The organism is Raoultibacter timonensis (assembly GCF_900240215.1).
GTDB lineage: Bacteria > Actinomycetota > Coriobacteriia > Coriobacteriales > Eggerthellaceae > Raoultibacter > Raoultibacter timonensis.
In genome coordinates this window covers 812212-833783 of record NZ_LT964679.1, presented here as the reverse complement: position 1 = coordinate 833783, position 21572 = coordinate 812212, and the positions used below count along the sequence as shown (strand labels likewise).

Sequence of the window (21572 nt, the reverse complement as noted above, 5' to 3'; positions counted from 1 at the left end):
GTTATTCACCTCCCAGCGGTGCGGAACCCGCGCGGCCGCCCGCCTCGATATCCAGTATTTCGACAGCCGACACGCCGTCGACTTCCTCGAGGAACAGACGCACGTTCTCATCGGACGACGAGGGAACGTTCTTGCCGACGAAATCGGCGCGGATCGGCAGCTCGCGGTGACCGCGGTCGACGAGCACGGCGAGCTGAACGGTTGCCGGGCGACCGAGGTCCATAATGGCGTCGAGCGCCGCGCGGATCGTACGGCCGGTATAGAGGACGTCGTCAACGAGGATGATGTCCTTGCCGTCGATGTTGAATAGGATGTCGGTTGCGTGCACTTCGGGGGAAAGGTGAGTCAGGAAGTCATCGCGGTAGAAGCTGATGTCGAGCTTTCCGAGCGGCACCTTCGCGCCCTCGATCTCCTCGATCTTCTCGGCGAGCTTCTTGGCGAGAAGATCGCCGCGAGTCACGATGCCCACGATCGCGATGTTGCCCGCTCCCCTGTTGTGCTCGAGGATCTGATGCGCGATGCGCGTAAGCGATCGCTCGATCTCCTCCGCATCCATGCACACGGATTTGACGTTGTCGTTGTCGTTCATACACACTCCTTTTCTTTCTTCGAGTGCGTACAGACGGACCAGGTGGCTCTCGTCGAATCCCCGCCCTAGCCGCGAGGCTTCTCGCCTGCCTGTGCCGAGGCAAAAAAACGCCTTTGCAACAGACAAAGGCTTCCGAGTTGCTGACTGCGTATGTGGGTAGGTGCAGCTTGCAAGCCTTGTCGGTCTCTCTGTACCGCTTTTAAAGGACTGCAGCGCAGTATATGCGCTTTCGACTTGCTTTGTAACCCCTTTATGCAAGTTTCTCGGAAAAATATGCAGAGCGATCGAATAGAACACGGCAGGCAAAGCCGCGACGGCTACTGCCCGCCGCGATCTTGCGAAGGCGATCACCTCGTGATACAGTCAACGCATTCAATCAATCGGACAGTCAACCACCTGCTCGTCCGACGTTATTCCCGTGATCGACAAGGCGATGCCGATGATTCAAAGAAGAAGCGCTCCCCCAGCCAACAGCTCGCCTGCGTTCTATCAGCTGCTGGTACGCGTCGTTCAGGTGGCAGACGAGAACATCGACAGTGCCGCTTTGTCTACCGTGCTTGCCGACATCAGAGATCACTTCGGCTTCGACAGCGCATTCGTTTACGAACACGAGCCATCGGGACGCCTCACGCTTCAGGAGAGTGCCAGCACCTCCGGCCGCACGAACCTGCCGGAAAGCTTCACGCTCGACTCGGTGTTTACAGCCGACCAGACAGCTCAACTCGTCGATTTTCCCGTTCTCTACACCGACGCGCCCGGTTCCGCCGAAACCGACACAACCTGCCGTATAAGGGAGCTATTCGCCTCGGAAAGCATGTTCATCGTGTTCATCAGCGACGACGTCCAAGCGATCGTCGCGTGCGTGGGGATGGCGGACACGCGACGTCACGAACCGCCTGAAGATGACGAGCTCGATCAGGCGAACATGCTTTTCAAGCCGCTCGCGGAACGAGCTCGGCTGCGCGTTTACAAACGTAAGCTCGGCTACGCTGTCACAACGCTCGAAAGCATCATGGACCACATCGGGTTCGACATCTACGTAAACGACTTCGACACGCACGAAATGCTCTACGCCAACAAGTCCATGGCGAAGCCCTACGGAGGATGGGAGAACATGCGGGGCAAAACCTGCTTCGAAGCGCTCTACAGCGGGCAAAGCGACGAATGCACGTATTGCCCGAAAAAGCATCTGATCGACGAACAGGGAAACCCGAGCAAAACGTACTCGTGGGATTACCAACGCCCTTTCGACGGAAAATGGTTTCGCGTTATCAGCACGGCGTTTACGTGGACGGACGGCAGACTCGCCCATGTCATTTCAAGCACCGACATCAACGAGGCAAAAAACAACGAGCTGCTCATCAAGCGCATGGCGTACTGCGACATGCTGACAGGAATGCCCAATCGCAGAAAATTCGAAGAAGACATGGAAAACGCTCTCTCCAACGCCCAAGCGCGCGATGAAGGCATAGCCATCATGTTCATGGATCTCGACGGATTCAAACAAGTTAACGATGTCTACGGACACAACGGGGGCGATTACCTGCTCAAGCACGTTGCAGATATGTTCCTGGAAAACGCGCTCACCGCCGACCGCTGCTACCGGTACGGAGGCGACGAGTTCATATTCCTATTCGAGAACACGTCGCCAACTCGCGCGTGCGAATACCGCGAAGCCATCCTCGGAACACTCGGACGACCGTTCGTCCTCAACGATAAGGAGATCGCCTGCAAAGGAAGCGTCGGTATAGCTCACTACCCCGAAGACGGTACGAGCTATTGGCAGCTTTTAGACAAAGCAGACGAGGCTATGTACCGCGACAAGGAGCAACGAAAGCAATCACGCTAACGTCACCTCCCTCTTCAGCACCTTGCGCATGACCAGATAGTAGACGATGCCGATCGCCACCCATGAAATGCCGAGCAGCTTCGCCGGCATGCTCAAACTCACCCACGTATAAGCGATTACAGCAAAGCCGATCAGCGGCGATATCAGATGCGCGAATACCTTTCCGTCGCGCTTTTTGATGAAGAAATGCCAGATGACGGTTACATGCAGTACCAGAAAGGCCGTGAGCGCCCCGAAGTTCACGAACAGCGATATCGTATCGGTGCCGAACCTTCCCAACGCGAGAACGAGCACGAGCGATACCGCGCCCACGAACAGCGTCGCCACGTAGGGCGTTTTATACTTAGGATGAATCTTCGAGAGCACGCGAGGCAGATTGCCGTCGCGCCCCATGGCGAACAAAATCCGCGAAATGGCCGTCTGCGCGGCCAACGCGGTAAAGATGCCCCACGAGAGAGCGGTCGCCAGCGCGCAGGTAATCGAAAGCGCCTTTCCTCCCGCAATGCCCGCTACGATGTAAAACGCATTATCCGTATCATGGGCAAACGCCGCGCCATCGGGGCTGATGCATCCGGCAATGTAGGTCTGCACCGCGAACAGGGTGCCCACGATCGCAAGCGACACCATCATCGCGCGGCCGGGACCCCTGCGTGCATCCTTCGCTTCTTCGGCGAGCGTTGCGATACCATCGAATCCGAGAAACGAGAGCACGCCCAAAGACACGGCGCTCATGACGAGGTTCGGATCGAACGTCGACGCGTTGAACACCGGGTCGAGCGAAAATCCCTTCGAAGACGGGTCGGTCATGATCCAATGAACTCCGAGGACCGCGAACACGGCAAGGCAGAGTATCTCAAGCACCAGCGCGATGCGGTTCACCATCGACGCCGTCTCTATGCCGCGTACGTTCACCAACGTGTTCGCGACCACGAAGACGATGCCGAAGGCCCATGCGGGAACTTCGGGGACGATGCCGTGAAGCGCCGTCGACGACACCACGTAGAGCAGCACGGGGCTTAAGATGTAATCGAGCATCAGCGCCCACCCCGTCAGAAAACCCACCGCAGGCCCGATCGCCCTGCTTGCATATGCGTAAACCGAGCCCGAAACAGGGTATTCCCTTCCCAGCGAGGCATACGAAAGCGCCGTAAACGCCATAGCGCAGGTGCCGACGATATAGACAAGCGTGGGCATGCCTCCCGACTCGGTGAAAATGCCGCCGTAAATGCCGAACGGGGCAATGGGGACCATGAAAATGAGTCCGTACACAACCATATCGGGAACCGACATGATCTGCCTGAGCTTGGGTTTGCCCGCTTGCCCGCCGCTCGCTTTTTCCAACGTCTTGGTTTTCATAGCACCAGCCTCCTACTGCGGCAGAGCCTTTCGCAGTCTCGGTGGCTTGCCCGTGCTTACTGTACCTCTCGGGAAAGCGGCAATCGAGCGATGTCACGCATTGCTTGTTAAGCCGTTATTGTTTTGTAGGTTCTTGGATAAACGCTCGCGGGAATCGCCGGCCTTCGTCCCGTCCTATTCAAACCACGCTTGGTCGTCCGCAACCTCGCGAGCGAACACCCGCCCGAGGTTTCTGCGGTCCTTGGCTTCGTGGTACTTGAACACCATCGACCCGTCGCCGAGCTCGCCGAGGATCTCGATCTTTCCCGTCACATGGGACATGCAGTACCGAAACGACTTCCCGATGCCGTTCTGCATCGCCTTCGCACCCTCGACGATGCGGCAGCCCTCCTTCAGGGGAACCTGGAATTGGTTCTTCACGCCCGTGACGGGGCGGCATTGGAACACGTAGTACGGTTCGGCGCCGATGGACGTCAGCTTCTGGAGCAGGCTTCCGAGCACCTCGGGATCGTCGTTGACGCCGCGGAGCAGCACCGTCTGGTTTCGTACCGGGATACCGAGGTCGAGCACAGCGCGCACGGAGGCGGCCGCTTCGGGCGTCACTTCGCGCGGATGATCGAATTGGGTCACCATGAACAGCTGCTTTTTTTCCCGCGCCCGCCCGAGTACGTCGAGCAGGGCCCCGTCCGAGGTGATGCGTGACGGAAGCGTAACGGGAACGCGCGTCGCGATGCGGATGAAATCGAGATGAGGAATGGCGGTCAGCGTATCGAGGATGGCGGCGATGCGCTCGTTTGAGTTGAGCAGGGCGTCCCCGCCGCTGACAAGCACGTTGGTGATCTCGTCGTGCTCGCTCAGGTACGCGCCGATCGCTTCGAGATCGCGGGCGATGCCCTCGTCCGGAAGGCCGACGAGGCGCTTCCTGAAACAATGGCGGCAATACATGGCGCATTCGTTGGTCGAGAGCATCATCGCCGTCTCGCGGTACTTGTGCTGAAGGCCGTTGACCACCGTGTTATCCGCTTCGCCCGACGTGTCGAGACTGCCGGAAGGATCCGCTTCGAGAAGCGATGGAATCGCGAGCTTCCTGATCGGATCTTCCGGATCGTCGAAGTCGATGAGCGAGAGATAGTACCGGGGAACCGCCATGGGAGCCCTTTCGAGGATCTCGGCTACCCTCGCCCGTTCCGAATCGTCGTAACAGACGAACTCTTCCAGATCCTCAAGCGTCCTAACGCATTCCCTCATCTCGTTCTTCCACTTCAAAATGCATCTCCTTTGCCTCGCTTCGCGCTGCTTGAAGCAGCACGGCAGGTCGCCCGTCAATGTGTGCGCACAAGACCGTTATGCGGTGTACCACCGATGTGGTTGCGGATGTTTGCCCCGCTGTCGCCCGATGCGACAGCCATCCACGCGCGGGGCGGCGCCTGCGGACCGAGGGCCATATCGCTCTATGCTCCTCGGATAAAAATGAACTAGACTTCGAATAGCTATGGTAACACAATACTGTTATTTGGCGGTTTTTCGCCAGGCAAATGCTATAAAATTACGCAACTGTCTGCACAAACCTTAAAAATAGGTTTCAAATCCCAAACCATGCAACGGCTTATTGCCCACGTCAACAATAATGCAAAACCCGACAATCGAGAGCCGATCACAGAGCCGTGCAGGCGACGATGATGATAACCGCAAGCGCAAAACCGCCGAGAAGGATCAAGGCGTCTTTGGGAACCGTAAGCTTTCCCAAAGCGGGAACCATCTTCTTAAGAGGCCGTCTATCGGAAACGAAGTACGCGAGCGGAACGAAGAAGAAAACGAACAGGCTACCGTACAAAACAATCCGCTTGGCCAGCGGATACCCTGCGTATACCGCCGTCGGATCAGGCGATGCGATCAGCCCGACGGTAGCTGCGAGAAAAATGCACAGTACGAACAGCACCACGATATCCCAAGCGATTCCCAACCCCACAGGTATGCGGGAGAGAGGCCCGCCTGCTTGGCGTAGATGCGATCCGCCGGCACCAGGAGGCATGGAAGACCGAACCGATCCCGGAAACGCGATCGGCGGACTCTGGGGCGCTGCCGGAGCGCTCGGAAAATGCCCCGCACCCGCCGAGCCGCTCGCTTCGTTTCGGTATCGCGCGCCGCTCAGAACGTAGGCGGGTTCAGCCGTAGCGCGGTCGAACGCCGCGAGCAGCTCCGCAACCGTTTGGTACCGATCGACGGGATCGAGCTCGACGGCTTTCTGGATGATCATCCTCAGCACCTCGGGCACCGCCGGAGCGGCGAACGCATGGGCACGTGCTTTCGCATCGGGCGTTTTCTCGGTCAAGCAGAAGTACAAGAGCATCCCCAACGCGTACACGTCGCTGCGCACGTCGGTCTGCCCGAAGCCGAACTGCTCGGGAGGTGCGTACGCCCGCGTTCCGAAATGCTTCGTATCGGCATCGGCGCCATCTTTGTACGTTCTCGTGATCCCGAAGTCGATGATCGTCAAGCTGTCGCGTGAGACCATGACGTTCGAAGGCTTCAGGTCGCGATGTATGAGGGGCGGGCTGAACGCGGCATGAAGCTCTTCGACCGCTTTGCAGAGCTTCGGAAACAGGTCGACGGCCAGCGCAACCGAGGGGTCGCACCGATATACCACATCCTGCAACGTTTCCCCGTACACGTACTCCATGACAACGACCCGGTCCGATCCGGTCGAGTAGCACTCGGCCACCCGGGGAAGGTACGAGAATCTCCGGCCGTTCTTCTGAGCCTGAAATATGCATTCGTATGCCGAGCCGAGGCCGCTTTCCGCCTTGATGATCTTTCTCACATACGGACCCTGCTCCGACCCGTTGGCTCCGACGAAGTAAACCTTTTCGGTTCTCTCGTACGGACCCTCTTTCATAACGGTATCAACACGATAGCAATCATCGCGCTGCAGGGCATTCAGGTGTTCCGATAGCTCGTCGTAGGTCATGCGAGTATGTTAGCAGATGGTTTCTTCGCCGAAGCGGTAAAGCTCCTCATCGGTCTTTTGCAGCGAATAACCCTTGTCCAGGCAGAAGATGATGATCGCATCGCGCCTGTTCTTACAATACAGCTCGTTTGCCCCCGCCGCCTGCAGGAGGCGATTCGCCTCTTTGAGCGTAAGGCCCATGGCGAAGGCAAGCTGGAGGATCTTGTCTCGCGATGCGTTTCTCTGTCCCATGAATATCTGATACCCAAAGGTTTCGTTGATGCTCGCCTTTCGCACGACCTCCGATCGCACGAGCCCTTTCTCATCGAGAAGCTGCTGCAGGTATTCGGGCAAGCTTCGTTTGCCGATGTTGTTTTTCTCGGCGAACCGGAGGGGATCGGACGACTCAAGCAGCTCTTGGAGTAGTTCTTCTGTCAAAGGTTCTTTCATACGTCGCTTTCTTTTGCGAATCACCGGTTGCTCCATTGTAGCGATTCGGACCTCTGGGTACGAGTCCGATCGCCGTGCTTCGTTCAAGGGAAGAGTATCGCCCAGATTTATCAATGCTAGACAAAACCTAACCCCTTTTCATTAGCTGCCAGCTAATGGCCTCACCTCCTAAAACGCCTAAAATCCGCTTGCCTTTTCTTAGCTGCCAGCTAATGAATGAGACCGTCCGCTTCCCTATGATCGACACGTATCCCCAAACGGATCAAACAAGAGAGAGGAAACTCACGTGAAAGCAAAATCGAAACTGATCGCCTTGTGCGCAGCTGTATGCATTACGGCATTGGCCCTTGCCGGCTGTTCGTCTTCGGGCGACAAGGAACCCGCTGACGGCGATGCAAACTCTTCGGGATCGAGCGCCCCGAAGAGCGAACCCGTCGCCGAACCCGAAGCGCCTGCCGAAATAACGTTTGACGTTCCGTTCGAGTTCGACGGACTCACCATCACATTCGGATCCGACGTTCAAGCTGCGACGCTCGAGAACCAGTTCAGCGATCTCGACGGAACGACGGTTGCCGCGATACCGATCTCCGTCACGAACAACTCGGACGAGACCAAGGGCCTCAACATGTTCTACTACAAAGCATTCGGCCCGAGCGGCACCGAGCTCGACGACGTATCGAGCTATTTTATGGAAGCCGATATCGCTTTCGCGGGCGACGCGCGCCCTGGTGCAACCATCGAGGCGACGCTCGACATCCCCTACGAGGGCAGCGGAGACTACTACATCGCATTCGACAATTTCAAGGAGAAGATCGAAGTCAAACTTCCGATTTCGCTATAACCTCTTTGCAGCGCCGGAAGCAATGGGCCCCCGATAATCGGGGGCCCATTGCGGTTGCCGCCGCAAGATGCAGTTCGACTTTGGCGAGCAGCTCGCTCTTAAAAATCAACCTCGTCGGGATCGAGGCCCGACATGCCGAACTGCTCGAGTTCGCTGATCTTGCGCATGTCGTCGGCGCTGATATCGAACCTGAACACATCTGCGTTCTCGCGAATGCGCTCGGGCGTAATCGATTTGGGCAGGGGCACCGCGCCGTTCTGCAAACACCAGCGAATGCAAAGCTGGGCTACCGTGCAATCGTAGCTGACCGCTATCTGCACGAGCCGGTCGTCGTCGAGCACGCGCCCCTGGCCGAGCGGCGACCACGCTTCCACGAGGATGCCGCTCAAATCGCAGAACTTCCGCGTTTCCTGCTGGGGAAACCCGGGGTGCATTTCGATCTGGTTCACCATCGGGTCGATCTCGCTCGCCTTCATAAGCGGCTCGAGATGGTGCGCCTTGAAATTGCTCACACCGATGGCGCGCACATAGCCTTCGCTGTAGAGCTTCTCGAGAGCGCGCCACGTATCGGCGTTCTCCTTCTGCCATTCCTCGTCGGGCCCTTTGGCTGCGGGCCAATGGATGAGGTAGAGGTCGAGGTACTCGAGGCCGAGCTTCTTCAGCGACGCGTCGAACGCCGCAAGCGCGCTCTCGTAGCCCCGATCGCTCGCCCAGAGCTTGCTGGTGACGAAAAGTTCGCGGCGGTCGATCCCCGACTGCTTAAGGGCCTTCCCTACGCTCTCTTCGTTGCCGTAGGCTGCCGCCGTATCGAAATGGCGGTACCCCGCATCGAGCGCCACGTTGATGGCGTCGATGGCTTCTTGCCCCTCGGGCATCTTCCACGTGCCGAAACCCAAACAGGGTATCTCGTATCCGTTGCGCAAAACAAAGGTATCATGAGGGCCATTCATGGTTAATCTCCCTTCGGTAGTAAGCTCCTCTTCATCATAGGCACACGCCGCCCGCCCCTGCGAAACCGTCACGCGTTTGTAGCGCGATCTGCATAGGGCCGTTTATTTTGGCACTCTGGCGCGACTGACTTCGAACCCCAATCTCACGCATGAAAAAAAACGGGCGAACCGTTGGCTCGCCCGTTTTTTACTTCCCCCGTTTGCTCCCGCAATCGACAGCACCTTAGTCGTGGATGCCGTCGTTCTGGCGAATGAGCTTGCGTTTGATCTTGCCGCCGATGGTCTTGGGCAGCTCGTCGACGAACTCCACGATACGCGGGTACTTGTAGGGTGCCGTCGTATGCTTCACATGATCCTGCAGCTCCTTGACGAGCTCGTCAGACGGCTCCCAGCCCTTCGCGAGTACGACGGTGGCCTTCACGACCTTGCCGCGAATCGGGTCGGGCGCTGCCGTGACCGCGCATTCGATGACCGCGTCGTGCTCGACGAGCGCGCTCTCCACTTCGAAAGGCCCGATGCGGTAGCCGCTGCACTTGATCACGTCGTCATCGCGGCCCACGAAGTAGTAATACCCGTCGCTGTCGCGCCATGCCATGTCGTGCAGGTTGTAGAAGTCGCCGCCGACCGCCTCTTGCGTGCGCTCTTCGTCCTTGTAGTAGCCGACGAACAGCCCGGGAGGATACGCCTGCTTGAGCTTCGTCACGCAGATAGCGCCCTCTTCCCCGTCGTCGACCTCGTTGCCTTCCGCGTCGAGCAGCCTGATGTTCAGAAGCGGCGAGGGCTTGCCCATCGAGCCGGGCCGCGGATCGATCCACGGAAACGTCGCAAGCAGCACCGGGCCTTCGGACTGGCCGAATCCCTCGCGGATCTTCTTGCCCGTCAAACGCTCCCAGGCGAGCGTCACCTCGGCGTTGAGCGGCTCGCCCGCCGTTGCGAAGTTCTCGACCGACGAAAGGTCGTAGGACGCCACATCCTCCTGCAGCATGAACCTATACATCGTCGGCGGCGCGCAGAACGTGGTGAGCTTGTAATCCTGGATCTTCTGAAGCAGATGAGTCGGAACGAACTTGTCCATGTCGTAGGCGAAGATGGACGCTCCCGCTATCCACTGCCCGTAGATCTTTCCCCAACCGAATTTCGCCCAACCGCTGTCGGTTACGCTCATGTGGAGCTTGTCTTCCTGAACCTGCTGCCAGTACTTCGCCGTGATGATGTGGCCGAGCGGGTGCGCGAAGTTGTGCGAGACGGCCTTCGCGAGCCCGGTCGTGCCGCTCGTGAAGTAGATGAGCATGATGTCCTTGGCCGTCGTGGCCGCATCGCCTAACGGGCGCTCCCACTCGTCGGACTCCTCCTCGATGAGCGTCGTGAAGCGCCGCCAGCCGTCGCGATCGCCGGCAACCACGATGCGCTCCTGTATGCTCGGGGAGCTCGGAAGGGCCTCTTCGACCTGCATGCACACGTACTCGTCGTTCACGCAAACCATCATCTTGACGTTCGCGCTCGCAGCACGGTACTCGATGTCCTTCTTCGTCAGTTGCAGCGATGCGGGGATGATCGTCGCGCCGATCTTGCACAGGGCCATGGCGGTGATCCAGTACTCCCAGCGACGGCGCAGGATGACCATGACGACATCGCCTTTGCGGATGCCAAGCTTCCAAAACGCATTCGCCGCTTTGTTCGAGAGCTTCGAGATGTCGGTGAACGTGAATTCGCGCTCTTCGCCGTTGTCGTCGCACCACAGAAGTGCGCGCTTGTCGGGTTCGACGCGCGCCCATTCGTCGACGACGTCGTAGGCGAAGTTGAAATCGGCGGGAACATCGATCCTGAAGTTCTCCAAGAAGTCCTCGTACGAATCGAAGTCGATGCGGGGGCAATACTTGTTTAAGATGTAGTTCACGAGCCGATCCTATTCTGCGATTATCGTAACGAATTTTGCGGGCACGTCTCCACCGCATCGCTGCCCATGCGGGTATTCGGGGTTGAAGTAGATGCTATCGCCAGGGCACAGCTCGAACTCCTTATCGCCCCAGGTAACCACCACGCAGCCTTCGAGCACAAGGTTGAACTCCTGACCTGAGTGGCAAACGAGCTTTGCCGCCTCGTCGCTCGGGTCGAGTACGACGAGCAACGGCTGCATGATCTTTCCGCTGTAGCGCCAAGCCAGATCCTCGAAGTGGTATCCGGGATAGCGATCGACCTCGCGGCCTTCCCCGCTTCTCACCACGTGGTAGCTGTTGAGCTTAGCCGCCGTGCCGGTGAGTATCTCGGTAAATTCGACACCGAACTTATGGGCCAGGTGGTAGATGGCGGAAATCGGCACATCGGCGCCGGTTTCCTCCCAGTTTACGTAGGTGTCGAGCGGCACGCCCAGCTCCTGCGCCATTTCTTCGCGGGTAACGTCGCAGGCTTCGCGCAACCCTTTGATGCGCAAGCCGATTTCGGCAAACTCCGTGACCATGCGGCCTCCTTATGCTTCCATTCCGAGCGCGATCGCGCGCTTGTTCTTGTCGAGCATGCCCTTCTTCGATGCAGGCACGCACTTCTCGATGGCCGCCTCGAGCGTTTCCTCGCTGCAGAAACCCGTCTCCTTGAAGAGCTTGCCCACGCACACGACGTTGGCAAGACCCTTCAGGCCTGCCTTTTCGGCGATCTCGGTTGCCGGTATCGCGCACACCTTGACGCCCTCGCGTTCGGGAATGTCCTGCACAAGCGTCGAATCGGCAACGATAATGCCGCCGTCGGCCACGGTGTCGATGAACTTCTCCAGCGAAGGCTGGTTCATCACAATGAGCGTATCGGGGGTCACCACAAGGGGGCTGCCGATGGGATCGTCGGCGAGGCATACGCTGCAATTCGCCGTACCGCCGCGCATCTCGGGGCCGTATGAGGGGAGCCACGACACCTCGCGATCGTCGATGAGGCCTGCCGTCGCGATGATCTTTCCCGCGAACAGGATGCCCTGGCCGCCGAATCCTGCGAGCACGATGTTGTACGATTGGGCCATGGCTATCTCCCCTCACCTGCGGCGATCGGACAATCTTTCGCACGCTGCGCAGCCGCAGCGGCAACGCTTTCGAAGCCGTCCGCGATCACGTCGCGGTACACGCCGAGCGGATAGTACGGCAGCATGTTCTCGCGCATCCACGTGAAGGCATCCTGCGGCGTCAGGCCCCAGTTGGTGGGACAAGTCGACACGACCTCGATAAGCGAATATCCCACGCCGTCGATCTGGTTCTGAAACGCCTTCTTAATGGCCTTCTTCGCTTTGCGCACGTTTTTGGGGCTGTCAACCGTCACGCGTTCGATGTAGGCAACACCGTCGAGCGACGAGAGCAGTTCGGACACGCGAATGGGATAGCCCGCCGTCGACACGTCGCGCCCGTAGGGGCTTGTCTGCGTGACCTGATGCGGCAAGCTCGTGGGGGCCATCTGGCCTCCGGTCATGCCGTAGATCGCGTTGTTGATGAAGATGACGGTAATGTTCTCGCCGCGGGTGGCCGCATGGATCGTTTCGGCCATGCCGATGCTCGCCAGGTCACCGTCGCCCTGATAGGCGAACACGACGTTGTCGGGATGCACGCGCTTGACCGCGGTTGCCACCGCGGGCGCACGGCCGTGAGCGGCCTCGATCATATCGCACCCGAAGAAGTCGGTTGCGGTAACCGAGCACCCGACGGGGGCCACGCCGACGGTCTTGCCCTCAACGCCCAGCTCGTCGATCGATTCGGCGACAAGGCGGTGAACGATGCCGTGAGGACATCCGGGGCAATAGTTCGTTATGACGGGAAGGAGCGCATGGGGGCGCTCGAAGATGACCTTTTCTTCGGTTGCCATGGCTTTAAGCACCTGCCTTTCCGTTGAGCTTTTCAATCTGAGCGAGCACTTCGGCGGGCGTGGGGATGATGCCGCCCGCATGGCCGAAGAACTCGACGGGCACACGACCCGCAGAAACAAGTCGCACGTCGTCTACCATCTGACCCATGTTCATCTCGACGCTCAGAAGCGCCTTCGCATGGGGGATAACGCCCTCGATCGCGTCCGTCGGAAACGGCCATAGGGTGATGGGCCTGATCAAACCCGCTTTGATGCCATTCTCCCGGGCGGATACGACTGCGCTGCGCGCGATGCGGGCCGACGCCCCGAAAGCGACGATCACGATATCGGCATCGTCGGTCATAAAGAGCTCGGCTCGCTGCTCGGTCTGCTTGATCTTCTCATAGCGCTCGAAACGCTCGTTGTTCAGGCGCTCGAGATCGGCGGCCTGCAGATACAGCGAGTTTACGATATTGTGCTCGCGCTTACCTTGATGGCCGGTCGTCGCCCACGGCTTGTCGGGGAGATCGGCCTTCGGCTCGGGCAGAACCACCGGCTCCATCATCTGGCCGAGCATGCCGTCGGCGAGAATCATCACCGGCATGCGGTATTCGTCGGCCTTCTCGAATGCGAGGAACGCACAATCGGCCATCTCTTGCACCGTCGAGGGAGCGAATACCATGAGCTGGAAGTCGCCATGCCCAGTCGCGCGCGTCGCCTGCCAATAGTCGGACTGCGAGGGCTGAATGCCGCCGAGACCCGGGCCGCCGCGCTGCACGTTCACGATAACGCCCGGCAGATCGGCGCCCGCCATATAGGAGATGCCCTCGCCCTTGAGCGAGATTCCCGGCGAAGAGGACGACGTCATGACGCGGGCGCCCGCCGCCGATGCACCGTAGACCATGTTGATGGCCGCGATCTCGCTTTCAGCCTGAAGGTAGGTTCCCCCCACCTTCGGCATGCGCTTGGACATGTAGGCGGCCAGCTCGGTTTGCGGGGTGATCGGGTAACCGAAGAAGAAACGGCATCCGGCGCGCAAGGCGGCTTCGGCCAAAACCTCGTTGCCTTTCATCAGTACTTTCTCAGCCATGGCTACCTCACCACCGTAATCGCAACATCGGGGCACATCGTGGCGCACGACATGCACCCGGTGCATTTGTCTTCATCGGTCAGATACGCAGGATGGTATCCCTTCGCGGTGATCTTCTTGTAATCCAGTTCGATTATGTCCACCGGGCATGCGTCGACGCACAAGCCGCACCCCTTGCAGAAATGATCGTCTACGATAATTCTCGGCATGGTCAACCTTCCTCGTCTGAATACGCACTCTACGAACAACCAAGGCCGCTCGACGCGGCCGCTCGGTGCAACTATGTACCGGGTTTCTCAGGTGCCCCACGGAGTACGAACATACACTTGCACAGGATACACGTTTTGGGTAGCGCAGCTTTCCGAAAACGAGTCGTTTTTCTGGTCAACGATCTCTTTTGGCACCGCAGTGCACACGATGGGCAAACCGAGCACCGCCGAGACCGCCCGCGCAAAACCCAACGACTCGATCACGGTCTCCTCTTCCGTATCCTGCTTGAGGTGCGAATTGTTCACGATCGCCGTTGCGCGCAGACCCGCTTTCGCCTCTATCTCCGCAAGGAGCGCCGCCGCCTCTTCGGGCGTTTGCGTGAGATTGCGATACCGGTTCACCACGTACCAGACAGCATGGTCGCGCTCGGCGATTCGCGGCGCGAACCGCCCGAGCGCCGTTGCGCCCACATCGTCGCCGCCCGCATCGACGATCACGCGCTTGCGCTCGCCGGTACCCTGCCTGATCGCATCCTCTATGGCCGTGTACACCGCACCCGAGAGGCTCGGCGAATCGAGCGTCGTGCCAGCGAAGACGGGGCTCACCACGCGAACGCCCGCTTCTTCGAGCAGCTCTCGATAGTCGCTTGAGCGGAAATACGGGTTCACCACATCGAGGTCGACAAGCGTAACCTCCCACCCCTGCGCGACGGCATCGAGTGCGAGGTTGATCGAGAAGTTCGTTTTCCCCACCCCGTAATGCCCCACGATCACCGTGATGGGCGCAAGGGGAAACGGCGGAGCCGTTGTCGCCTTCGGCTGATATCGTTCTTCTCCGGTACCTTCGCGCATACGCTGATCCTTTCGAGTAGAGCTCCATTCAACCACATCCGGCATCGACCTGCAGGCAAGATGCCCCCATCGGCACGTTATACCATCCCAGCGATAGCCGCGGTTGAAAACACGGGTGGAAAATTCGCTGTCGTCTGAAATGCATCGGCGAAGCCCGCCCGCACGTCCGCGAAGACCCTTCGCATGGAGGCCCGATGTTCGGTGACATTCGATTCGGAAACCCGTCCGCGCGTCCGCATATCAGTATGTCCGCGAAGGGCCTTCGTGCGACGTTTTTCGATGCCTTTCGGCGGCTTTGGTTTTTCCGACCTGCGAATATATCAGACGACCGAGCCGAAGCACGCCGATTTTCCTCGCACGAAGGCCCTTCGCGGACATCGGACGAACCGGACACGGCTTGCAGCTCGGCGCAAAAACAGTTTCTCGACGGCTCGTCGCCTTCTCGAGCGGTGAAGCCCGCAGCTTTCTTATCCGTCCGAATTCTTGCACTTCGACATGTCGATGCTGTTCCTCATGACGCGATCGTAGTTGTCGATCTTGTAATTGAGCCGCTCGAGCGTAGATTCCATGTCCGCCATGCGCTGCATGAGCTGGGCTCGCTGCTCGACGAGTATCTCCTTGCGGGCCTCGTTGGTTTCGTCGCCCTGCTGGTAAAGGGCAACGTATTCTATGAGCGCTTCGACCTGGATTCCCGCCGAGCGCATGCACTTGATGAATTCGACCCAATTCAGGTCGCCCTCGTCGTAGTCGCGGATACCGTTGTCGCGGCGATGGACGGCGGGGATGAGCCCCACGCGCTCGTAGTATCTCAGCGTGTCGGCGGATATATCGTATTTCCTGCTTACCTCGGCGATCAGCATATCGTTCGCTCCTCGCATCGTTGCTTTTGTTTATCCTTGCGCCCTTTATAGCACTTGGAGTCGGCTCCAAGTCAAGCGTTCAGTGGTTTTCCGCGCAAACGGCACCGACGGAACACCCCGACAGCCGCACGGCGCGCTCGGAAACGGCCTCTTGTCGGATTATCTGGAACACCTTGGGGATTTATTTGATCTTCAAGCTAATCCCGAACCGCTTGCTATACAATTGGAAAACCGCACATCGGATGCGGAGCCGCACCGATATGCTGCGGCGGCAATCAGCGAAAACAGAAAGAGAGGTGCATTGTTCATGGAGCCGAATATCAAAGAGGTGGCGGGTCGAATTCGTGCGCTGAGGGAGGACATGGACCTCACCATGCAGGAAATGGCCGACGCAACCGGTCGCAGCGTTGCCGAGTATTCCGCACAGGAAACCGGCGAGCACGATCTTTCGTTCACGTTTTTGTACCGTTGCGCGGAAAAGTTCGGCGTCGATGTGATCGAGCTTCTCACGGGAGAGAACCCGCACCTGAGCGGCTACTCGCTCACGCGAGCCAACGACGGCCTGTCCATCAAGCGGCGCGCCGGCTTCGAATACCTGCACAAAGCTCCGCACTTCAAGAACAAGCTCGCCGAACCGTTTCTCGTTACGGCGCCGTATCTCGAAGAGGAGCAGAACCAGCCCATCCACCTCTCCCGCCATGCCGGACAGGAAATCGACTATATCCTGTCGGGCAAAATGCGCTTCGCGTACGAAGACCACGTCGAAGAGCTCGAAGCGGGCGACATGCTCATGTACGATTCGGGCCGCGGACACGGAATGATCGCAACGGGCGGCGAACCGTGTACGTTCCTCGCCATCGTCATGAAGCCCGGCGAAGACAAGATTTCTTAGGCACTGCCGCACGCGCCGACAGTGCCGCAAACCGAATTCCCGTCATCATCCGTTCACGGCCTCAGTGCCGTTTGCTCGAAAGAAAGATTGTCTTATGCGAAACATCAACCTCCGCTACGTTTCCGAAACGTACAACGACCTCGATCAACTTGAAACCTTCTCGGTCACCTGCCCCGATACGTTCAACTTCGGCTACGATGTCGTCGACGACATAGCCGAAAACGATCCCGACCGCCGCGCCATGGTATGGTGCAACCCCGAAGGCGAAGAGCACGTCTTCACGTTCGCCGACATGAAGCGCTGGTCCGACAAGACGGCCAACTTCCTGAAAGGCCAGGGCATCGGCCGCGGAGACATGGTCATGGTCATCCTGCGGCGCCACTACCAGTTCTGGTTCGTCGCCACCGCGCTCCACAAGCTCGGCGCGGTTATGGTTCCCGCCACGTTCATGCTCAAGGAGCACGATCTCGAATACCGTCTCAACGGCGCGGGGATCAAAGCTATCATCGCAACGACGCTCGGCGATATCACGCAGGTATGCGACAACGTGGCGGACGCCTGCCCCACACTCGAAACGAAGATAATCGTCAACGGCGCAGGCGGCGGCCTTACGCCCGAGGACGAAGACCATAACCTCGTATTCGCCCCCGAAGATCATCCGATCGGACCCGAGCTCTCGGGACCCGAGGGGATCTGCGCCAAGCCCGCCCCCCGCGAGGGCTGGCTCGATTTCAACACGCTCGTCCGAGAGGCCTCCGAGGATTTCGAGCGTTGCGAAACCGCTTCGGCCGATCCGATGCTCATGTATTTCTCAAGCGGCACATCGGGCAACCCGAAAATGGTTCTGCACGATTCGGCCTATGCGCTCGCCCACCTTATCACCGCGAAGCATTGGCACAACGTGGACCCGGACGGCATCCATTTCACCATCGCCGACACCGGCTGGGGCAAGGCCGTATGGGGCAAGTACTACGGCCAGTGGCTCATGGAGGCCTGCGTGTTCACCTACGACTACGACCGCTTCCACGCAGGCGACATCCTCTCGCTCGTCGGAAAATACGGCATCACCACGCTATGCTGCCCGCCCACGATGTACCGCATGTTCATGCAGGATGACGTAGACGCCTACGACCTGACGTCCCTAGTCTACTCGACGACCGCCGGCGAAGCGCTCAACCCCGATATCTTCGAGTTCTGGAAAGAGCACACCGGGCTTACGATCTACGAGGGCTTCGGCCAGACCGAAACGCCGCTGACGATCGCCAACCTCACGAACTCGGTGCCTCGCCCCGGCTCGATGGGCAAGCCCGTCCCGCTCTACACGATCCACATCCTGCGCGACGACGGCACCCGTTGCAACACCGGCGAAACCGGCGAGATATGCATCAAATGCGAGCCGAAGATGCCCGGCCTCATGCTCGAGTACTACCTCGACGACGAGAAGACGGCAGCCGCCATGCATGATGGCTGGTATCACACCGGCGACACCGCCTGGTGCGACGAGGACGGCTACTTCTGGTACGTGGGCCGAAACGACGACGTTATCAAGTCGTCGGGCTACCGCATCGGGCCCTTCGAGATCGAAAGCGTCATGCTCGAGCACGATGCGGTAGCCGAGTGCGCCGTCACGGGCGTCCCCGACGAGCTGCGCGGTTTCGCCGTCAAAGCGACGGTCGTGCTCGCACCCGGATTCACCGGCAACGCCGAGCTCACCAAGGAGCTGCAAACGTGGGTGAAGCACCAGACCGCTCCGTATAAATACCCCCGCATCATCGACTACGTCGATGCGTTGCCGAAAACTGTCAACGGCAAGATTCGCCGAGCCGTCATCCGCGACAAGGATCTCGAGAGCGAGTAAAGCCGCTCTGCTCCCAAGCGTACGAACCGGAAAGGACCTCAAAGGAGGTCCTTTTTTATCCTGTCGTAAATCACTTCTTTGCGATCGCGCGGAACAATGCGTCAACCGCTGGCGCCGACCTCCCTTTTCGCTTCATCACGCATACATCGAATGAGTCGCTTGTGTCATCAAGCGCCCGGGCAACCATATCCCCCCCGTATCGAGCATATCCAGGAAAGTGAATGCCGAAGACGATGCTTCGCTCCGCATCGGGAAAGCAAAGGGCGCCTTCTTCTAGGAATTCCATCTCTTGGGCAATCCCATGCTTCGAGCAGACGGCGCGAACGAAAGCATGGTATCGAGCTCGACCCGCCATCGGGTATGACACTATCTTTTGCCCAGCGATGTCACCGAACCTCAAGAGATTTTTATGAGCCAGTTCATGGGTTCCATGGCAGGCGATTCCAAAAGGAATGTCGGACAGATGCACGCACTCGAGACCCTCTTCGTCAATCCCGTACCTGAACCCAATGGCTATATCGGCACGACCATCCGTAAGCGATTCATGGCAATCTCTCACTCCCGTATCGGCGAGCGACAGCTTCACGTCAATGCCCATCGCCGCCACAACGGTCCTTGCAGTAGTCACCCGATCGACTATGCGTTCGTTGAGCAAGGGGCCGATAATATGAACCGTTGTCTCTCGCTCGCGCTCAAAATCACGGCCTTCCTTGAGCGCCGTGTCGTATCGATCGACCACATCTCGGATGCTCTCGATAAACACCCTGCCGCTCTTCGTGAGTTCGACGCGCGAGGTACTCCGGTCGAAGATCCTGAACCCGACCTCTCGCTCCATGAGCGCCACATGCTTGCTCAACGTCGATTGGGTGATATAGAGTTTTTCGGCTGCTTTACTGAAATTCAGCTGATCGGCCAATTCGATCAATTCCCTACAGTAGGCAATATCCATAGCGACATCCCCTATTGCTCCCCTACGGCAATTCAAATCCATACCGCCTAAGGCGGCACCCTCGATTAGATTATAGTACATCCTATCCGCATCTTTTCTGTCGCTTATAGCTCGATCAGGCTTTATTCCCAACCGTCTTTCGCTTATGCCGAATTGGAACAATTTAGCCGATGAATCCCAACCTGCGCTTATTCCAAAACGGCACAATCCCATTCCCAGGCATCGTTTCCCTTCAGCCCAGATCACCAGTACCGTAATCGCTAGCCAAGCGCATATGGCGCTTAAGACGATTGAAGGGAGATGGTCATGGGGAACAAACAAGCCAATCAGGGGATTTCGCGGCGTAATTTCCTCAAGGGAACAACTGTTGCCGCCGCAGGGTTCGCGGTAACGGGTCTCGCGGGGTGCGGAGGCCAAAGCGAAGGAAAGCCGACCGGCAACCTTCCCGACTCATGGGATTCGGAGGCCGATGTCGTAGTGGTCGGACTCGGCGCTGCGGGTCTTTCAGCCTCGATTGCAGCGAAGATGGCTGGCGTCGAGCACGTGCTCGCACTCGAGGTAGCTCCCGAGGAACTGTCCGGCGGCACAACGCGCGTATCGGGAGACATGCTCATGATTCCCGAGTCCGTCGATGATGCAATAACCTACCAAACCGAACTAAACGCAGGTTATGAGGTTCCCGAAGACCTCATGAAGGCATGGGCCGAGGGGGTATGCGAAAACATGGCATGGCTCTCCGACGAACTCGGCTACGACCTGCAACCCGCTACGGCGGCCTCGCCGGAGTTTCCCGGAATCCCCGGCGGCGACAAGATAAAAACCTATTACGTCGATGGTATCTGCGGTATGTCCTCCCTCTGGTTACCGCTGAAAGATACAGCCGACGAACTCGGCGTTGAAATCATGTACGACACGCGCGCAACCGAACTTATCTACAATTACGAAACCAAAGAGGTATACGGCTTGATTGCTGGCGGAAAAGCCATCAAGGCAAACAAAGGCGTCGTGCTTGCTTGCGGCGGATTCGCCGCAAATCCTGAAATGCTGAAAAACTATTCGGTTTCGCTTGGCTGTCCGAGAAGTTTCGTATGCGGCAGTCCTTACAATGTTGGCGACGGCGTAAGAATGGCTCAACAAATCGGAGCGGATCTCTGGCATATGAACAGCTACGCCGCTGCAAGCACCTGCGTCCGCGCTGAATCCCCCGATTCGCTTGTATGCAACATACCTTACCCCATGGGCGTCGATTACATCTACGTAAACAACGAAGGTAAGCGATTCATGTACGAGGAACTGCGGGGAACCCTTCGCCACGGAAAAGGTAAAGAGCGAGGCGTTTGGCCGTTGCTTGCCGTTCCGACTCCCTCCTATATGATCATGGGCAAAGATACCGGAGCAAAAGATATCCTCGGAGCCGTTACGTACATGGCATGGCCCGTCATCATGGAAACAGGAAAAACAACGAACCAAGAACTTATCGATGCGGGAATCATGATAAAGGCAGACACCATCGAAGAGCTTGCCGAAAAAATCGGCTATCCGCCAGAGACGCTTGCGGAAACGATCGCAACCTACAACCAGTATTGTGCCGAAGGCGCAGATAAAGACTTTGGCCGCGGCAATGCCGTGTACGATGATTATTATTTCAATGCCGCAGACGCCTCAACCGCCTATGGCGAAGGAGAGCTGTCGAGCGATGAGACCGCAATCATAAAAGCCTTTCCTATCCAGCCTATTGAGCCGCCATTCTACGCAATCGAAATCGCTCTTGGGCTTTTGAACACGCAAGGCGGCGCTAAACGCAACGGGATGAGCGAAGTGCTCGACCTTAACGGACAGCCCATTCCGCGATTGTACTCAGCAGGTGAATTCGGTTCTATCTACGGATACATGTACAACGGCGGCGGGAACATAAGCGAAGCCGTTTCGACGGGACGCATTGCAGGAGAACAATGCGCAGCCCTCGAGCCGTGGGATGCAAAGCAATAGCTTTGAATATATAGAATATCGGCAGGGGTCGACCCAAGCGGTCGACCCCGTTCAGCTAGGAGGAGCCAATGGCATCAG

The 21572-nt window shown here is 58.3% G+C and carries 20 protein-coding genes; 5 read left to right on the top strand and 15 right to left on the bottom strand.

Annotated features, from left to right (window positions below):
- Position 1: 1 nt before the first annotated feature.
- Positions 2–589, bottom strand: coding sequence for a bifunctional pyr operon transcriptional regulator/uracil phosphoribosyltransferase PyrR (gene pyrR, locus C1722_RS03625; RefSeq protein ID WP_102378033.1), 588 nt, complete (start codon positions 587–589; stop codon positions 2–4).
- 439 nt (positions 590–1028) lie between these two features.
- Between pyrR and C1722_RS03620 the strand changes: the two genes are divergently transcribed.
- Positions 1029–2438 (top strand): GGDEF domain-containing protein, encoded by a 1410-nt coding sequence (locus C1722_RS03620; RefSeq protein ID WP_146040595.1) that lies wholly within the window; start codon positions 1029–1031, stop codon positions 2436–2438.
- Here C1722_RS03620 and C1722_RS03615 read toward each other — a convergent pair.
- The 4 genes from C1722_RS03615 to C1722_RS03600 form a co-directional block, all read right to left on the bottom strand.
- Positions 2430–3794, bottom strand: coding sequence for an APC family permease (locus C1722_RS03615; RefSeq protein ID WP_102378031.1), 1365 nt, complete (start codon positions 3792–3794; stop codon positions 2430–2432). The two genes, C1722_RS03620 and C1722_RS03615, sit on opposite strands and share 9 nt — an antisense overlap.
- Before the next feature lie 174 nt (positions 3795–3968).
- Positions 3969–5060, bottom strand: coding sequence for a KamA family radical SAM protein (locus C1722_RS03610; RefSeq protein WP_219724272.1), 1092 nt, complete (start codon positions 5058–5060; stop codon positions 3969–3971).
- 388 nt (positions 5061–5448) lie between these two features.
- On the bottom strand, positions 5449–6762 hold the full coding sequence (locus C1722_RS03605) for a serine/threonine protein kinase (protein WP_102378030.1): 1314 nt from the start codon (positions 6760–6762) through the stop codon (positions 5449–5451).
- 9 nt (positions 6763–6771) lie between these two features.
- Positions 6772–7191 (bottom strand): transcriptional regulator, encoded by a 420-nt coding sequence (locus C1722_RS03600; protein WP_102378029.1) that lies wholly within the window; start codon positions 7189–7191, stop codon positions 6772–6774.
- A 286-nt stretch (positions 7192–7477) separates the two neighbouring features.
- On the opposite strand from C1722_RS03600, the gene C1722_RS03595 reads away from it, so the two are divergent.
- Complete coding sequence (locus C1722_RS03595) at positions 7478–8032, top strand: DUF3558 domain-containing protein (RefSeq protein WP_102378028.1); 555 nt, start codon at positions 7478–7480, stop codon at positions 8030–8032.
- Positions 8033–8130: 98 nt separating this feature from the next.
- Here the strand turns inward: C1722_RS03595 and C1722_RS03590 are convergent, their stop codons facing one another.
- From C1722_RS03590 to C1722_RS03550, 9 genes are all read right to left on the bottom strand, one after another.
- Complete coding sequence (locus C1722_RS03590; protein ID WP_102378027.1) at positions 8131–8982, bottom strand: aldo/keto reductase; 852 nt, start codon at positions 8980–8982, stop codon at positions 8131–8133.
- A 223-nt stretch (positions 8983–9205) separates the two neighbouring features.
- On the bottom strand, positions 9206–10879 hold the full coding sequence (locus tag C1722_RS03585; RefSeq protein WP_102378026.1) for an AMP-binding protein: 1674 nt from the start codon (positions 10877–10879) through the stop codon (positions 9206–9208).
- Positions 10880–10888: 9 nt separating this feature from the next.
- Positions 10889–11440 (bottom strand): helix-turn-helix domain-containing protein, encoded by a 552-nt coding sequence (locus C1722_RS03580; protein WP_102378025.1) that lies wholly within the window; start codon positions 11438–11440, stop codon positions 10889–10891.
- A 9-nt stretch (positions 11441–11449) separates the two neighbouring features.
- Positions 11450–11986: a 2-oxoacid:ferredoxin oxidoreductase subunit gamma family protein gene (locus C1722_RS03575; protein WP_102378024.1), complete on the bottom strand. Its 537-nt coding sequence runs from the start codon at positions 11984–11986 to the stop codon at positions 11450–11452.
- Between the two features lie 2 nt (positions 11987–11988).
- On the bottom strand, positions 11989–12816 hold the full coding sequence (locus C1722_RS03570) for a thiamine pyrophosphate-dependent enzyme (RefSeq protein ID WP_102378023.1): 828 nt from the start codon (positions 12814–12816) through the stop codon (positions 11989–11991).
- A 4-nt stretch (positions 12817–12820) separates the two neighbouring features.
- Positions 12821–13885 carry a 3-methyl-2-oxobutanoate dehydrogenase subunit VorB gene (locus C1722_RS03565; RefSeq protein ID WP_102378022.1) on the bottom strand — a complete coding sequence of 355 codons (1065 nt, stop codon included), beginning with the start codon at positions 13883–13885 and terminating at the stop codon, positions 12821–12823.
- Between the two features lie 2 nt (positions 13886–13887).
- On the bottom strand, positions 13888–14094 hold the full coding sequence (locus C1722_RS03560) for a 4Fe-4S binding protein (protein WP_102378021.1): 207 nt from the start codon (positions 14092–14094) through the stop codon (positions 13888–13890).
- Positions 14095–14181: 87 nt separating this feature from the next.
- A complete protein-coding gene (locus tag C1722_RS03555; protein ID WP_102378020.1) occupies positions 14182–14946 on the bottom strand; it encodes a nucleotide-binding protein in 765 nt (254 codons plus the stop codon).
- Between the two features lie 467 nt (positions 14947–15413).
- The gene (locus C1722_RS03550; protein ID WP_102379511.1) at positions 15414–15806 is read right to left on the bottom strand and encodes a MerR family transcriptional regulator; all 393 of its coding nucleotides are present in this window, start codon (positions 15804–15806) and stop codon (positions 15414–15416) included.
- Positions 15807–16113: 307 nt separating this feature from the next.
- Between C1722_RS03550 and C1722_RS03545 the strand changes: the two genes are divergently transcribed.
- Positions 16114–16698: a helix-turn-helix domain-containing protein gene (locus C1722_RS03545; RefSeq protein WP_102378019.1), complete on the top strand. Its 585-nt coding sequence runs from the start codon at positions 16114–16116 to the stop codon at positions 16696–16698.
- Between the two features lie 94 nt (positions 16699–16792).
- Positions 16793–18556: an AMP-binding protein gene (locus tag C1722_RS03540; RefSeq protein ID WP_102378018.1), complete on the top strand. Its 1764-nt coding sequence runs from the start codon at positions 16793–16795 to the stop codon at positions 18554–18556.
- 70 nt (positions 18557–18626) lie between these two features.
- Here C1722_RS03540 and C1722_RS03535 read toward each other — a convergent pair whose 3' ends face one another.
- Positions 18627–19505 carry a LysR family transcriptional regulator gene (locus C1722_RS03535; protein ID WP_180995025.1) on the bottom strand — a complete coding sequence of 293 codons (879 nt, stop codon included), beginning with the start codon at positions 19503–19505 and terminating at the stop codon, positions 18627–18629.
- A gap of 306 nt (positions 19506–19811) precedes the next feature.
- Here C1722_RS03535 and C1722_RS03530 point away from each other — a divergent pair, with 306 nt between their 5' ends.
- Positions 19812–21494 (top strand): FAD-binding protein, encoded by a 1683-nt coding sequence (locus C1722_RS03530; RefSeq protein ID WP_180995024.1) that lies wholly within the window; start codon positions 19812–19814, stop codon positions 21492–21494.
- Positions 21495–21572 lie beyond the last annotated feature (78 nt).

Bases quoted from the DNA above. Each gene is read 5' to 3' on its own strand.
- pyrR (WP_102378033.1), bottom strand. From the start codon at position 589: ATGAACGACAACGACAACGTCAAATCCGTGTGCATGGATGCGGAGGAG.
- C1722_RS03620 (WP_146040595.1), top strand. From the start codon at position 1,029: ATGATTCAAAGAAGAAGCGCTCCCCCAGCCAACAGCTCGCCTGCGTTC.
- C1722_RS03615 (WP_102378031.1), bottom strand. From the start codon at position 3,794: ATGAAAACCAAGACGTTGGAAAAAGCGAGCGGCGGGCAAGCGGGCAAA.
- C1722_RS03605 (WP_102378030.1), bottom strand. From the start codon at position 6,762: ATGACCTACGACGAGCTATCGGAACACCTGAATGCCCTGCAGCGCGAT.
- C1722_RS03600 (WP_102378029.1), bottom strand. From the start codon at position 7,191: ATGAAAGAACCTTTGACAGAAGAACTACTCCAAGAGCTGCTTGAGTCG.
- C1722_RS03590 (WP_102378027.1), bottom strand. From the start codon at position 8,982: ATGAATGGCCCTCATGATACCTTTGTTTTGCGCAACGGATACGAGATA.
- C1722_RS03580 (WP_102378025.1), bottom strand. From the start codon at position 11,440: ATGGTCACGGAGTTTGCCGAAATCGGCTTGCGCATCAAAGGGTTGCGC.
- C1722_RS03575 (WP_102378024.1), bottom strand. From the start codon at position 11,986: ATGGCCCAATCGTACAACATCGTGCTCGCAGGATTCGGCGGCCAGGGC.
- C1722_RS03570 (WP_102378023.1), bottom strand. From the start codon at position 12,816: ATGGCAACCGAAGAAAAGGTCATCTTCGAGCGCCCCCATGCGCTCCTT.
- C1722_RS03565 (WP_102378022.1), bottom strand. From the start codon at position 13,885: ATGGCTGAGAAAGTACTGATGAAAGGCAACGAGGTTTTGGCCGAAGCC.
- C1722_RS03560 (WP_102378021.1), bottom strand. From the start codon at position 14,094: ATGCCGAGAATTATCGTAGACGATCATTTCTGCAAGGGGTGCGGCTTG.
- C1722_RS03555 (WP_102378020.1), bottom strand. From the start codon at position 14,946: ATGCGCGAAGGTACCGGAGAAGAACGATATCAGCCGAAGGCGACAACG.
- C1722_RS03550 (WP_102379511.1), bottom strand. From the start codon at position 15,806: ATGCTGATCGCCGAGGTAAGCAGGAAATACGATATATCCGCCGACACG.
- C1722_RS03545 (WP_102378019.1), top strand. From the start codon at position 16,114: ATGGAGCCGAATATCAAAGAGGTGGCGGGTCGAATTCGTGCGCTGAGG.
- C1722_RS03540 (WP_102378018.1), top strand. From the start codon at position 16,793: ATGCGAAACATCAACCTCCGCTACGTTTCCGAAACGTACAACGACCTC.
- C1722_RS03535 (WP_180995025.1), bottom strand. From the start codon at position 19,505: ATGGATATTGCCTACTGTAGGGAATTGATCGAATTGGCCGATCAGCTG.
- C1722_RS03530 (WP_180995024.1), top strand. From the start codon at position 19,812: ATGGGGAACAAACAAGCCAATCAGGGGATTTCGCGGCGTAATTTCCTC.